A 12,724-nucleotide genomic window follows, 5' to 3' on the forward strand; every position below is an offset into this window, starting at 1 on the left:
AGGTAGGGGAGGTGGGACGCGGCCGGTGGGGGTGCGGCCCGTTCGGCGGGGCGTGGGCCGGGGCCCCTGGGGGAGCGGGGGTGCGCTCCTGCACCCGCCCCCCGAAGGGGGGTGGGCGGCGGGGAAAAAGAGGAGCGCGTCATTCCGCGCAGCCGGGAGGAGCGCGTCAGCTCGCCCCCGGCGGGAGCGCGTCAGCGCGGCCCAGAGGAGCGCGTCAGCGCAGTCGGGCCACGCGCCAGATGGCCAGGGCCGCGGGGACGGCCACCACCAGGGCGTACAGCAGGACCACCCGCCAGCTGGCGCGGCGGCCGGAGCCCCGGGCGGGCAGGCCGGGCCAGGTGTGGCCGACGCGGCGGGCGGCCATCATGCCCCAGCCGGCCGCGCAGCAGCACAGCAGCAGGCCGAGCATCGCGATCACCGCGCCACCGTCGCCGCCGAATTCGAAGGCCAGCGGGAAGGCGAACATCAGCGAGCCGACGGCCGCCAGCCCGACGATCGGTGCGAGCTGCCACAGCCGCAGCCGGCGCGGCGGACGCAGCTCGCGGAAGGACTCACCCCCCTCACCGGTCCCGCCGGCGGCGTCCGGTCCGTCGGAGTCGTCCAGCGCCCCGGTGGCGTCCAGGGCGTCGGAGTGGCCCATGGGGTCGGAGGTCCGCAGGGGGTCGGACGAGGCGAGGGCATCGGACGAGGCGAGCGGGCCGCTGCCGAGGGCGTCGCCGCCGGGCGGACCGTCTTCGGCGAGGCCGTCGTGGGACAGGTCGCCGTGCGACCGGCCGCCCTGGGAGAGACCGTGGTGCGACCGGCCGCCGTGGGCCGCGTCCTCCCGGGACGGGTCGTTCCGGGACGGGTCGTTCCCGAGCGGGTCGTCCCGGAGCAGGTTGCTACCAGGCAGAGCGTCCCGGAGCGGGGCGTTGGGGACGTCCGGGCCGTCGGTGGTCAGCGGCGCCGCGTCGGTGCCCGTGTCCGTGTCGGTATCCGTGTCAGCGCCGTTGTCCGGCTGCTGGGCTCGGTTGCGAGGGCCGGCCTCCATTGCCACGCGCCCTCCCCACTGCCGCATGCATGCCTCGATCGAAGGTCGATGATGACACGCCCTCAGGGGCCCTGATGACGGCCGGAGCGTCCCGATGCCATGACGTGATCAGGCTGTGACCGGTCGTTCGAGCAAGGCCAGCGCCTGCTCAGGGAGTTCCGTCCGGTGCTCGGCCGCGCCGCTGAGCCAGTGGACGCGCGGGTCCCGGCGGAACCACGAGTCCTGACGGCGCGCGAAGCGCTTGGTGGCGCGCACCGTCTCGTCACGCGCCTGCTGTTCCGTGCACTCCCCCGCCAGCTGCGCGAGCACCTGCTGGTAGCCGAGCGCCCGGGAGGCGGTGAGGCCCTCGCGCAGTCCTTCGGCCTCCAGGCGGCGCACCTCGTCGACCAGGCCCGCCTCCCACATGCGGTCGACCCGGCGGGCGATCCGCTCGTCGAGTTCGGGGCGGGCGACGTCGACCCCGATCTGCACGGTGTCGTAGACCGCCTCATGACCGGGGAGGTTCGCGGTGAAGGGGCGGCCGGTGATCTCGATGACCTCCAGGGCACGCACGATGCGGCGGCCGTTCCCGGGCAGGATGGCGCGGGCGGCCTCCGGGTCGGCGGTGGCCAGCCGGGCGTGCAGGGCTCCGCTCCCCAGATCGGCCAGTTCGGCCTCCAGACGGGCGCGCACCACAGGGTCGGTGCCGGGGAACTCCAGGGCGTCGATGGCACCGCGTACGTACAGGCCGGAGCCGCCGACGAGGACCGGGGTGCGGCCCTCGGCGAGCAGCCGGTCGATCTCGGCACGGGCCAGCCGCTGGTACTCGGCGACGTTGGCGGCGCGGGTGACGTCCCAGACGTCCAGGAGGCGGTGCGGTACGCCCTGCTGCTCCTCGGGCGTGAGCTTGGCGGTCCCGATGTCCATGCCGCGGTAGAGCTGCATGGAGTCGGCGTTGATGACCTCGCCACGCAGATGTCGGGCGAGCGCAACGCCCAGATCGGACTTTCCGGCCGCGGTGGGGCCGACGACGGCGATGACCCGCGGAGCGGGGACAGCGGTGTTCACCCCGTCAGTCTCCCAAACATCGGTGGCCCATCTCGAACGAGCGACGTGACGGGCCACCGATGAGGTCGTTGCCTGTTGCGAGGTCCCGAGAGAGCCGGTGCAGCACCGGCGCCCGTGGGCGGCGCAACGGTCCGCTCCGGGCGGCAGGGGATTTCGCCCACATGAAGAGCGTAGGAGCAGTTATGGGCGTGTTTTCGCGGTTTCGCCGCCGTAAGTCCGAAGCGTTGACGGAGGAGAGCGCCGCGACGTCGGTGACGGCCGAGGCGGAGGAGCCGGCGAAGTCGGCCGCTTCTGAGGAGGCCGAGGGCGCCGAGGAAGCCCGGGGGGCCGGGGAGGCCGAGAAGGCCGCGGGCGCCGGGGAGGCCACGGCCGGCGACGGGGCCGCGGCGGACGCGGTGGCCGAAAGTGTGGCGGACGACGTGGCGGAAGCGGCGGCCCCGGAGGTGTCCGGTGACGAGACGCGTGACGAACAGTGTGCGGAGACCGCCGAGGCGGCCGCCGAGCAGGCCGCGGAGACGCCTTCCGGACCGGCCGCCGAGCAGGCCGCCGAAGGGGAGCCGCACGGCGCGGCGGAGCAGACCGCCGAGAGCTCCGGGATTCCCCGGCAGCAGTCGGTCCGGGCCACGGCGAACAGCGAGGCCGGCGAGGGCGCACGGAAGTGAGGCACGGGTAGTTCACGCGCGTCGGAAAGACGGGCGGCGCACGACGGCCGCGGGGTGGCTCACCACCTCGCGGCCGTCGTGTCGTATCCACTACGGAGCGGACGCCGCCGGACCGCCCCCTCAGGAGAGCCGGCGTGCCACCGGCCGGCCGGTGACCGGCCGGCCCGGCACAGCGGCGGCTACGACCAGGTGGCGACGAAGTACCCCACCCCGTACGGGGCCTCCTCGCGCAGCAGCCGACCGGCCAGGCCCGCGCCCTCGGCGGCGCCCGCCAGGAGCTGCCAGCCGGCCCGTCCGGACGCCTGCAGGGCCGCAGCGAGCTGGGCGTCCAGGGCGCTCAGCGCGGCGACGTCGGCGGCACCCAGCGCGCGGGACACGGCGGCGTCGAAGGGCTCGGCCCGGTCGTCGAGGTAGCCGGGCGCCTTGACCGTCCGGCAGGCGCTGCCATCGCCCATCACCAGCAGGGCCACCCGGGGCGCACGGGTGGCGATCTCCCGGCCGGCCGCCAGGGCCCGTTCGGCGGGCAGCGCCGGGTCCAGGCCCAGGCCCTCCACGGGGGCGTCGGCCCAGTCCGCGCGGGCCAGCAGCCAGGCGCCGACGGAGAGGGACGGCGGGAGCGGCCGCTCGGTGGCGGCCTCGGCGGCGCCCAGCGTCACATCGAGCGGCACCCCGAAGCCGCGGAACGAGCCGGCGGCACCCTCGGGGTGCGGGCCGCGGGTGGCCTCGTCGGCGGGGCCCACGACGACCAGCCGGTCCGGGCGAGCCGCGGCCAGCAGGCCGATCGCGTCGAGGCAGGCGGCGCGCAGCGTTTCCAGCTCGGGCGCCGCGCCGGCGGCGACCTCCGGGACGAGCAGCGGCGGGCAGGGGCAGATGGCGGCGGCTACGAGCATGCCACGCAGCGTAACGTCCCTGCCCGCCGTCCTCGCGCTCAGTCGCAGCCGCAGCCCGCGGTGGGCGCCGGGCTCGGGGCCGGGGCACCGATGGTGGGCAGGCCCAGCAGGACGCCCTTGGGCTTGTCGGCCGGGGCGGCGGTGCGCTTCTCCCAGGCGTCACCGGCGCGGGTACGGCGGACCCCCTTGGCCGGGCCCTCCGCGAGGAGGTGGTGCGGAGCGGCGTAGGTCACCTCGACGGTCACCACGTCGCCGGGGCGGACCGGCTCCTCGGGCCGGGTGAAGTGCACCAGGCGGTTGTCCGCCGCCCGGCCGGACAGCCGGTGGGTCGCGTCGTCCTTGCGGCCCTCGCCCTCGGCGACCATGACGTCGAGGGTGCGGCCGACCTGCTTCTTGTTCTCCTCCCAGGAGATCTCCTCCTGGAGGGCGACCAGCCGCTCGTAGCGCTCCTGGACGACGGCCTTGGGGATCTGGCCGTCCATCTCGGCCGCGGGGGTGCCGGGGCGCTTGGAGTACTGGAACGTGAACGCCTGGGCGAAGCGGGACTCGCGGACCGTGTGCAGGGTCTGCTCGAAGTCCTCCTCGGTCTCCCCCGGGAAGCCGACGATGATGTCCGTCGAGATCGCGGCGTCCGGCATGGCGGCGCGCACCTTCTCGATGATGCCGAGGAACCGCTCCTGGCGGTACGAGCGGCGCATCGCCTTGAGGACCCGGTCGGAGCCGGACTGCAGCGGCATGTGCAGCTGCGGCATCACGTTGGGCGTCTCGGCCATGGCGGCGATCACGTCGTCGGTGAAGTCGCGCGGGTGCGGGGAGGTGAAGCGCACCCGCTCCAGGCCCTCGATGTTCCCGCAGGCGCGCAGCAGCTTGCTGAAGGCCTCGCGGTCGCCGATGTCGGAGCCGTAGGCGTTGACGTTCTGCCCGAGCAGGGTGATCTCGCTGACGCCCTCGGCGACCAGCGCCTCGACCTCGGCGAGGATGTCGCCGGGCCGGCGGTCCTTCTCCTTGCCGCGCAGCGCCGGGACGATGCAGAAGGTGCAGGTGTTGTTGCAGCCGACGGAGATCGATACCCAGGCCGCGTACGCGCTCTCGCGGCGGGTGGGGAGCGTGGAGGGGAACGCCTCCAGCGCCTCGGCGATCTCGACCTGCGCCTCTTCCTGGACGCGGGCCCGCTCCAGCAGCACCGGCAGCTTGCCGATGTTGTGCGTCCCGAAGACCACGTCGACCCAGGGGGCCTTCTTGACGATGGTGTCGCGGTCCTTCTGCGCGAGGCAGCCGCCCACGGCGATCTGCATTCCGGGGTGCGCCGCCTTCTTGGGGGCGAGCTGCCCGAGGTTGCCGTAGAGGCGGTTGTCGGCGTTCTCCCGCACCGCGCAGGTGTTGAAGACGACGACGTCGGCCTCCTCGCCCCCCTTGGGCGCACGGACGTACCCGGCCTCCTCCAGCAGGCCGGACAGCCGCTCGGAGTCGTGGACGTTCATCTGGCACCCGTAGGTGCGGATCTCATAGGTCTTCGGCACGCCCACGACGTGGCTGCGGTCGGTGCTGCTGGTCATTCCTCAAGGGTAAGGGCCCGCCGGAGAAGCCTTCCCCCCGCGGGCCGTAAGGGCCGTCCGTACCCGTTCCCGGCAGGCGGGCGGGGCCTCATCGCTCCCCTCGAAAACTCTCCTGGTAACTCTCCTCGTGACTCTCCTCGAAGAAGTCGATCAGACGCAGCACTTCCGCGCCGAAGTGCCGCTCCAACGGGTCCGGCCGGTCCCGCAGTGCCGCGGCCGCTTCCCGGACGGCCGGGTCCGGCCGCTGCTGGGCCGCGGACGTCGTCGCCCACCACACCTCGTGATCGACGTCCGGTTCGGCCAGGGCGCGGGACAGCAACTGCTCGAAGGCGGGGCGGACCCCGTAGCGCGGCTCCAGCATGGTGAGGATCGCGGTGTGCCCGGTGCGGACCCGCAGTCCGTCCAGCGACAGCTCCTCACAGGTCGTCCCGGACGCACCCCGGACGGTCCTGCGCCCGACCGGCTCCGCCGGCCCGCTCCTCCCGGTCCTCCCGCTCCTGCGCCGCAATTCGGCCACGGCGCCGGTCCCGTGCCAGTACCGGGCCAGCGCCAGGGCATCGCGCCCCGCGCCGTCCTTGTGCCAGAGTTGCGCGCCGCGGCAGATGAGCGTTTCCGTGATCTCGTACGCCCCGCGGTCGATCGCCCGCAACAGGGCGGTCCGGCCGTCGGGGGCCACCTGGTCCAACCGCGCCGCCCCGCTCAGCAATTCCACCACCGGCAGGTCGAAGGCATCCACCGCCAGGCACAGCAGGGGCGTGCCGTGCCCGTCGACGGTGTCCGGGTCGCCCCCGGCAGCGAGCAGCGCGTCCACCGCCGTCGCGTCCCCGTTCCGTACGGCCGCTACGAGTGCCTCGTCGCCCATGCTGCGTCCCCCGCTCCCGCACCGCGCGCCCACCGACCGCCCGCCGGACAACGATCACGCGCGGAGCGGAGCGTAGTGGACCACAGGGCCCCCTCCCCCTCCCGCCGGAGCCCGGCACCTGGCAGGATCCCGCGCATGGTCACCGCACTCCCCCGCCCGGGCCGCCGGGCGTATCAGGCAGGCGTCGCGGCGCTGGTCGTGCTCGGGCTGGCGCTGTGGTGGCTGCTGTCCATGGGGAGCGCGCCCGCGCCGGGCGGGCAGGTGACGATGGCGACGGGCGTGCCGACGGGGGTGTACGCGCGCTACGGGGAGCTGCTGCAGCAGGACCTGGCGCACGACATGCCGGACGTACGGCTGCGGCTGACCCGGAGCGAGGGGTCGATCGACAATCTGCGGCAACTGGTGTCCGGGCGTGCGGAGTTCAGCATCGCGACGGCTGACGCGGTCGCCACGTACCAGTTCCGGGGCGAGCCGGGCGCGGACCGGCTGCGGGCCTGTGCGCGGCTGTACGACGACTACATGCAGCTGGTGGTGCCCAAGCGGTCGGCGGTGCGCTCGACCAAGGATCTGCGGCGGCTCCGGGTGGGCGTCGGGGCCGACGGCTCGGGTGTGCAGCTGATCACCCGGCGGCTGCTGGAGGCGGCCGGACTGGACTTCGACCGGGACATCAAGCCCGTGCGGGTGGGCATCGACCGGATGCCGAAGCTGCTGGAGCAGGGGAAGCTGGACGCCTTCTTCTGGTCGGGCGGGCTGCCGACGACGGCGGTCCAGCGGCTCGCGGAGCGGTTCCCCGTACGGCTGGTGCAGCTCGGGGACCTCACCGAGGGGCTGCACCGGCAGGGCGAGCGCACCCGCTACTACCGGGCGGCGGTGATGCCCGCCGACGCCTATCCGCGGGCCCAGGACGGGCAGGCGGTGAAGACGATCGCGGTGGCGAACCTGCTGGTCACGACGGACCGGGAGGACGCGGCGCTGACCCAGGGCATCACCCGGACGGTGATCGACAGCCGGGACTGGATCGGGCGTCAGGTGCATGCCGCGCAGAAGGTGGACCTGCGGACGGCGGTGTTCACCGATCCGCTGGAGCTGCACGAGGGCGCCCGGCGCTATTACGCGTCCGTGAAGCCCTGAGGGCATCGGACCGCGCGGCCGTGCGTGGCCCCTGGCACCCCAAAAAAGCGCCCTGGCCTGCGACGGACGGTGCCGTCACAGGCCAGGGCAGACGCGCGGGGCGTCAGGCAGGCATGATGTTCTCGGCCTGCGGGCCCTTCGGGCCCTGGGTCACGTCGAACGAGACCTTCTGGCCCTCCAGCAGCTCACGGAAGCCCTGAGCCTGGATGTTCGAGTAGTGGGCGAAGACGTCGGGGCCGCCGCCGTCCTGCTCGATGAAGCCGAAGCCCTTTTCCGAGTTGAACCACTTGACGGTGCCGGAAGCCATGTTTTTCTCCATTCATGGGGCAAACCGGGGACCACACCGTGCGGTCCCCTTCGCCGCGATGATCGCCCCACACCGGAAACGGCCCGGAAACTCCGGAAAACAGGAACGCCCGGGGCTACCAGCCTCCGGGCGCACACAACGTTCATGGGTACCACAACTGCAACGTCCTTCGACGGTAGCACACTGCGCCGACGGGCCGGCCGGTTCAGGGCGCGCTGCGCGGCAGGGTGACGGTGACCTCCAGCCCGTGCGGCGGGTGTGGGGCGTAGGCGATGGTGGCGCCGCCCGCGGCGAGCAGGGCGCGGGTGATCGACAGGCCGAGCCCGGAGCCGGAGACGTTCTGGTGGCGGCTGCTGCGCCAGAAGCGGTCACCGATCCGCGCCAGTTCGTCCTCGGTCAGCCCGGGCCCGCGGTCCGCCACGGTGATCCGCACCTGCGCGCCGTCCGGCGCCACCCGTACGGTCACGGGTCGGCCGGCCGGGGTGAACTTGAGGGCGTTGTCGACGACCGCGTCCAGGGCGCTGGAGAGGGCGACCGGGTCGGCCCAGCCGGTGACCGCGGGCTGGCCCTCGTAGGTCAGCCGGACGCCCTTGTCGTCGGCCATCGGGCGCCAGGAGTCGACGCGTTCGGCGGCCAGCGCGGCCACGTCGGTGAGCTGGAGGTCGGCGGCGGTGTGCTCGGCGAGCGCGAGGCCCAGCAGATCGTCCAGGACCCGGGCCAGCCGCTTGCCCTCGGTGCGCACCGAGGCGATCTCCTCGTTGCCTTCGGGGAGTTCGAGGGCCAGCAGCTCGATCCGCAGCAGCAGCGCGGCCAGCGGGTTGCGCAGCTGGTGGGAGGCGTCGGCGACGAAGGCGCGCTGCTGTTCCAGCACCTCCTCGACGTGGTCGGCCATCTCGTTGAAGGAGCGGGCCAGCCGGCGCAGTTCGGGTGGTCCGGCGGTGGCGGCGACCCGGGACTTCATCCGGCCGGTGGCGATGTCGTGACTGGCCGCGTCCAGGACCCGTACGGGCCGCAGCACCCAGCCGGTGAGCCGGAAGGCCGCGCCGACGGCGACGAGCATCGCCGCGCACTCGCCGGCCGCGATCAGCAGCCAGCCGTGCAGGATCCGCGCGCGCATCTGCCCGGTGGGCGAATCGGTCATGACCACCGCGACCACGTCGCCGTCGCGGATCACCGGCGAGGCGACCGGGATGCGGCCGTCGTCGTCCCACGGCCAGATCTGGTGCGGGTCATGGCTGCGGCGGCCGGCCAGCGCCTCGCTGAAGGCCCGGGCGCCCTCCCCGTCGCGGGGCACCGGCATGTCCCGCGGGGCGGCGGCCATCGGGGAGCGGTCGCGGTAGAAGACGCCGGCCCGGATCCCGTACAGGCCGTAGTAGCGCGCCAGCTCCGAGCGGAGGGTGGCGCGCCGCTCGTCCTCCTCGGGTGTCTTGTCCTTGGGGTCGGCAGCGGGGCGGGCGGTGACGAACTGGGCGAGCGAGGCGAACCGGGCGGCGTCGTCGATCCGGTCGACGACCACCTTCTGCTGCTCCACGCCGGCGGTGATGACGCCGAGCGGGAGGCCGAGCGCGAGCAGCACACCGGCCATCAGGACGATGAGGAGCGGAAGGAGTCGGGTGCGCACGTGCCCGCGGCGGCCTTCAGGGAGCCTGGGCGGCCGGGGCGGCCGGCACGACCAGGCGGTAGCCGACGCCGCGTACGGTCTCGATCAGGGCAGGCATGCGCAGTTTGGCGCGGAGCGAGGCGATGTGCACCTCCAGGGTCCGGCCGGTGCCCTCCCAACTCGTCCGCCACACCTCGCTGATGATCTGCTCCCGGCGGAAGACCACCCCGGGCCGCTGGGCGAGCAGAGCCAGCAGATCGAACTCCTTGCGGGTCAGCGGCACCGCGGCGCCGTCCACGGACACCTGGCGGGTGGAGAGTTCGACGGTGACCGCGCCGAGCCGCAGCGGCGCCTCGGGCGCGCCCTCCTCGGCCGGCTGCTCCGTGCCGCCGGCCGGCACCGCGTTGCGCCGGCTGACGGCGTGGATACGGGCCAGCAGCTCACCGGTGTCGTACGGCTTGACCACGTAGTCGTCCGCGCCCAGGTTGAGGCCGTGTATGCGCGAGCGCACGTCGGAGCGCGCGGTGACCATGATGACCGGGGTGGCGCTGATCTTGCGGATCCGGCCGCACACCTCGAAGCCGTCCTGGTCGGGCAGCCCGAGGTCGAGCAGCACCACCGCGAACGGCTCGGCGGCGTCGGGCAGCAGGGCCTTGAGCGCCTCCTCACCGCTGCGCGCGTGGACGACGGACAGGCCGTGCTTGGCGAGCACGGCGGCCAGCGCCGCGGCGACGTGATCGTCGTCCTCGACCAGCAGCAGTCTCATCGGGCCTCCTTCCCGGGTGCGTACGGACAGGCCACAGGGCATCTACGGCGATGGCGGGTGCGCGCGTCAAGAGGAGGCCACCTCCCGGCCGCCATCCGTTACCCAGCCGGTACGCCGCCGGCACCGCGCCACGGCAAACCCGGCCCCCGGCCGGCTCTCCCCTCCCCTGCCCGCCCGCCTCACCCTGAGTGTCCCGCTGCGACCGGATCGTTATGCTCAAGTTCCCCTCAGATGTAATGACGCTGGTCGCGGGGCGTCACTAGGGTCCTCCCAACCGAGGAGGACGGAGCTGTACGCCGATGAGTGAAGTATCGGTGACCAAGAACGCCGAGGGTTCCCCGCCGGCGGGTGACCAGCTGGTCGTGCTGGACAACGTGAACAAGCACTTCGGCGCGCTGCACGTGCTCCAGGACATCGACCTGACGATCAACCGGGGCGAGGTCGTCGTCGTGATCGGGCCCTCGGGCTCCGGCAAGTCGACGCTCTGCCGCACGATCAACCGCCTGGAGACCATCGACTCCGGCAGCATCACCATCGACGGCAAGCCGCTGCCGCAGGAGGGCCGCGAACTGGCCCGGCTCCGCGCGGACGTGGGCATGGTCTTCCAGTCGTTCAACCTCTTCGCACACAAGACGGTGCTGGAGAACGTGATGCTGGGCCAGACCAAGGTCCGCAAAACGGACAAGGCGGCGGCCGAGCAGAAGGCCCGCGCCCTGCTGGACCGGGTCGGTGTCGGCACCCAGGCGGACAAGTACCCCGCACAGCTCTCCGGCGGGCAGCAGCAGCGGGTGGCGATCGCCCGCGCGCTGGCCATGGACCCGAAGGTGATGCTGTTCGACGAGCCGACCTCCGCGCTGGACCCGGAGATGATCAACGAGGTGCTGGACGTGATGCAGCAGCTCGCCCGGGACGGCATGACGATGGTCGTGGTCACCCATGAGATGGGTTTCGCGCGCTCCGCGGCGAACCGTGTGGTCTTCATGGCGGACGGCCGCATCATCGAAGAGGCCGAGCCGAACCAGTTCTTCAACAACCCGCGCAGCGACCGCGCCAAGGACTTCCTGTCGAAGATCCTCCACCACTGAGGCCGCAGTTGGGCCACCATCATTGCCAACACTTGCTGAACCAAAGGATGTTCACCATGAGGATGCTCAAGACGGCTGCGGCCGGTGCGGTGGTGCTCGCGCTGGCGGCCACGGCGACCGCCTGCGGCGGCGAGTCGGGAACGGCCGGCGACAAGCCGGCCGGCGGTGAGGTCTACAGCGGCACGTACAAGGTCGCCAAGGACGTCAAGGTCAACTCGGCGGTGCTGAAGAAGGCCCAGCAGAAGGGCCAGATCGTCATCGGCGTCAAGGCCGACCAGCCGTTCCTGGGCTACCAGGACCCCTCGTCGGGCAAGTACTCCGGCTTCGACATCGAGATCGCCAAGATGGTCGCGGCCGACCTGGGCTTCTCGGAGAAGCAGATCAAGTTCAGCACGGTCGACTCCAACGTCCGTGAGACCAAGATCTCCGGGCACGACGTCGACTACTACGTCGGCACCTACACGATCAACGACGAGCGCAAGAAGCAGGTCGGCTTCGCGGGCCCGTACTACACCGCGGGTGCGGACCTCCTGGTGCGCAAGGACGAGAAGGGCATCACCGGCCCGGACACGCTCCGCGGCAAGACGGTCTGTTCGATCACCGGCTCCACGCCGCTCCAGGAGATCAAGAAGGTCAAGTACGGCGCCAAGACCATCGAGCTGGGCAAGTACTCGGACTGCGTGAAGAAGCTGATCGACGGCGACGTCGACGCGGTCACCACCGACGACGCGATCCTCAAGGGCTACGCGGCCCAGCGCCCGCAGAAGCTCCGCGTGGTGAACAAGCCGTTCACCAAGGAGCCCTACGGCGTCGGCATGGACAAGAACGACAAGGCCCTGCGCGACGCGATCACCAAGGCGCTGGAGAACCACATCAGCAACGGCGACTACAAGAAGGCTTACCAGGGCACCCTCGGCAAGTCCGGGTCGGCCTACGTCGCCCCGCAGACGCCGCTGCCGCGGTACTGAGGCGCCGGACCGCTCCTCCTGACCGCGCCGCCCCGTACGCCCGCCGTGGCCGGGTGTGCGGGGCGCGCTGTCTTCACCCCGTCTCTCCCTTCCCCGCCGTCGACCCGATGACCGCTACCGCGGAGACCCCATGAACGTACTCCTCGATCATCTGCCCGAGTTCCGGGACGGGTTCCTCGGAACCCTGGCGATCACCGCGGCGAGCGCGGTGATCGCCCTGGTGCTCGGCGTCCTCATAGCCGGATTCCGGGTCTCTCCGATCCCGCCGCTGCGCGCGTTCGGAACGGCCTGGGTCACGCTGCTGCGCAACACCCCGCTGACGCTGCTCTTCCTCATCGCGATGTTCGTCGTGCCCCAGGTGCTCTTCAAGGGACTGAGCCCCTTCGTGCTGGCCATGCTGGCGCTGGGCTTCTACACCTCCTCGTTCGTGTGCGAAGCGGTGCGCTCCGGCATCAACACCGTGCCGCTGGGGCAGGCGGAGGCCGCGCGCAGCCTCGGGATGACGTTCTCGCAGACCCTTCGCCTGATCGTCCTGCCGCAGGCCACCCGCACCGTGCTGCCGCCGCTGAGCAGCATCTTCATCGCCCTCACGAAGAACTCCGCCATCGCGGGTGCGTTCAGCGTCACCGAGCTGTTCGGCTTCGCCAAGCTGCTCAGCGACCAGGGGTACGCGATCGCCTGGATCTTCCTGTGGGTCGCTCTCGCCTACCTCGTCATCACCTTCGCCATCAGCGGTGCCTTCCGGCTGCTGGAGCGCCGGATGGGGGTCGCGCGGTGAACGGACGCGACATGAGGGTCCCCCCGGCCGACATCCCCCAGC

At 72.4% G+C, this 12,724-nt stretch carries 13 protein-coding genes; 5 read left to right on the top strand and 8 right to left on the bottom strand.

All coding sequences use genetic code 11. The features are described 5' to 3' along the window. Window positions 1–214: 214 nt before the first annotated feature. Window positions 215–640, bottom strand: a complete 426-nt coding sequence (locus IG62_RS0128475) for a hypothetical protein (protein WP_030809370.1) — start codon at window positions 638–640, stop codon at window positions 215–217. A 498-nt stretch (window positions 641–1,138) separates the two neighbouring features. Continuing rightward, on the bottom strand, window positions 1,139–2,077 hold the full coding sequence (miaA, locus tag IG62_RS0128480; RefSeq protein ID WP_030809373.1) for a tRNA (adenosine(37)-N6)-dimethylallyltransferase MiaA: 939 nt from the start codon (window positions 2,075–2,077) through the stop codon (window positions 1,139–1,141). A 188-nt stretch (window positions 2,078–2,265) separates the two neighbouring features. On the opposite strand from miaA, the gene IG62_RS49140 reads away from it, so the two are divergent. Further along, window positions 2,266–2,739, top strand: a complete 474-nt coding sequence (locus IG62_RS49140) for a hypothetical protein (protein WP_158795134.1) — start codon at window positions 2,266–2,268, stop codon at window positions 2,737–2,739. Window positions 2,740–2,918: 179 nt separating this feature from the next. Here the strand turns inward: IG62_RS49140 and IG62_RS0128490 are convergent, their stop codons facing one another. The 3 genes from IG62_RS0128490 to IG62_RS0128500 form a co-directional block, all read right to left on the bottom strand. Next, on the bottom strand, window positions 2,919–3,629 hold the full coding sequence (locus IG62_RS0128490; RefSeq protein ID WP_030809378.1) for a class III extradiol dioxygenase subunit B-like domain-containing protein: 711 nt from the start codon (window positions 3,627–3,629) through the stop codon (window positions 2,919–2,921). Between the two features lie 38 nt (window positions 3,630–3,667). Next, entirely contained in the window at window positions 3,668–5,185 is a 1,518-nt protein-coding gene (gene miaB, locus IG62_RS0128495; protein WP_030809382.1) for a tRNA (N6-isopentenyl adenosine(37)-C2)-methylthiotransferase MiaB, read from the bottom strand. A gap of 88 nt (window positions 5,186–5,273) precedes the next feature. Continuing rightward, on the bottom strand, window positions 5,274–6,047 hold the full coding sequence (locus tag IG62_RS0128500; protein WP_051798726.1) for an ankyrin repeat domain-containing protein: 774 nt from the start codon (window positions 6,045–6,047) through the stop codon (window positions 5,274–5,276). 135 nt (window positions 6,048–6,182) lie between these two features. Here IG62_RS0128500 and IG62_RS0128505 point away from each other — a divergent pair, with 135 nt between their 5' ends. Beyond that, window positions 6,183–7,178 carry a TAXI family TRAP transporter solute-binding subunit gene (locus IG62_RS0128505; protein WP_030809387.1) on the top strand — a complete coding sequence of 332 codons (996 nt, stop codon included), beginning with the start codon at window positions 6,183–6,185 and terminating at the stop codon, window positions 7,176–7,178. A gap of 103 nt (window positions 7,179–7,281) precedes the next feature. Here the strand turns inward: IG62_RS0128505 and IG62_RS0128510 are convergent, their stop codons facing one another. The 3 genes from IG62_RS0128510 to IG62_RS0128520 form a co-directional block, all read right to left on the bottom strand. Continuing rightward, a complete protein-coding gene (locus IG62_RS0128510; protein ID WP_030809389.1) occupies window positions 7,282–7,485 on the bottom strand; it encodes a cold-shock protein in 204 nt (67 codons plus the stop codon). A gap of 205 nt (window positions 7,486–7,690) precedes the next feature. Beyond that, a complete protein-coding gene (locus IG62_RS0128515; protein ID WP_030809392.1) occupies window positions 7,691–9,106 on the bottom strand; it encodes a sensor histidine kinase in 1,416 nt (471 codons plus the stop codon). Window positions 9,107–9,122: 16 nt separating this feature from the next. Further along, complete coding sequence (locus IG62_RS0128520; RefSeq protein WP_030809395.1) at window positions 9,123–9,851, bottom strand: response regulator transcription factor; 729 nt, start codon at window positions 9,849–9,851, stop codon at window positions 9,123–9,125. A 299-nt stretch (window positions 9,852–10,150) separates the two neighbouring features. Here IG62_RS0128520 and IG62_RS0128525 point away from each other — a divergent pair, with 299 nt between their 5' ends. The 3 genes from IG62_RS0128525 to IG62_RS0128535 all read left to right on the top strand — a co-directional run bounded on the left by IG62_RS0128525 (window position 10,151) and on the right by IG62_RS0128535 (window position 12,682). Next, window positions 10,151–10,936, top strand: a complete 786-nt coding sequence (locus tag IG62_RS0128525; RefSeq protein ID WP_030416926.1) for an amino acid ABC transporter ATP-binding protein — start codon at window positions 10,151–10,153, stop codon at window positions 10,934–10,936. Window positions 10,937–10,992: 56 nt separating this feature from the next. Further along, complete coding sequence (locus tag IG62_RS0128530; protein ID WP_030809398.1) at window positions 10,993–11,904, top strand: glutamate ABC transporter substrate-binding protein; 912 nt, start codon at window positions 10,993–10,995, stop codon at window positions 11,902–11,904. Between the two features lie 130 nt (window positions 11,905–12,034). Beyond that, the gene (locus IG62_RS0128535) at window positions 12,035–12,682 is read left to right on the top strand and encodes an amino acid ABC transporter permease (protein ID WP_030809401.1); all 648 of its coding nucleotides are present in this window, start codon (window positions 12,035–12,037) and stop codon (window positions 12,680–12,682) included. Window positions 12,683–12,724 lie beyond the last annotated feature (42 nt).

Origin of the sequence: Streptomyces sp. NRRL S-337 (assembly GCF_000720175.1) — a bacterium.
GTDB classification, from domain to species: domain Bacteria; phylum Actinomycetota; class Actinomycetes; order Streptomycetales; family Streptomycetaceae; genus Streptomyces; species Streptomyces siderophoricus.

What these genes read in the sequence shown, in the direction of transcription:
- IG62_RS0128475 (WP_030809370.1), bottom strand. Translation starts at nt 640, where the DNA reads ATGGGCCACTCCGACGCCCTGGACGCCACCGGGGCGCTGGACGACTCC.
- IG62_RS0128490 (WP_030809378.1), bottom strand. Translation starts at nt 3,629, where the DNA reads ATGCTCGTAGCCGCCGCCATCTGCCCCTGCCCGCCGCTGCTCGTCCCG.
- miaB (WP_030809382.1), bottom strand. Translation starts at nt 5,185, where the DNA reads ATGACCAGCAGCACCGACCGCAGCCACGTCGTGGGCGTGCCGAAGACC.
- IG62_RS0128500 (WP_051798726.1), bottom strand. Translation starts at nt 6,047, where the DNA reads ATGGGCGACGAGGCACTCGTAGCGGCCGTACGGAACGGGGACGCGACG.
- IG62_RS0128505 (WP_030809387.1), top strand. Translation starts at nt 6,183, where the DNA reads ATGGTCACCGCACTCCCCCGCCCGGGCCGCCGGGCGTATCAGGCAGGC.
- IG62_RS0128510 (WP_030809389.1), bottom strand. Translation starts at nt 7,485, where the DNA reads ATGGCTTCCGGCACCGTCAAGTGGTTCAACTCGGAAAAGGGCTTCGGC.
- IG62_RS0128520 (WP_030809395.1), bottom strand. Translation starts at nt 9,851, where the DNA reads ATGAGACTGCTGCTGGTCGAGGACGACGATCACGTCGCCGCGGCGCTG.
- IG62_RS0128525 (WP_030416926.1), top strand. Translation starts at nt 10,151, where the DNA reads ATGAGTGAAGTATCGGTGACCAAGAACGCCGAGGGTTCCCCGCCGGCG.
- IG62_RS0128530 (WP_030809398.1), top strand. Translation starts at nt 10,993, where the DNA reads ATGAGGATGCTCAAGACGGCTGCGGCCGGTGCGGTGGTGCTCGCGCTG.
- IG62_RS0128535 (WP_030809401.1), top strand. Translation starts at nt 12,035, where the DNA reads ATGAACGTACTCCTCGATCATCTGCCCGAGTTCCGGGACGGGTTCCTC.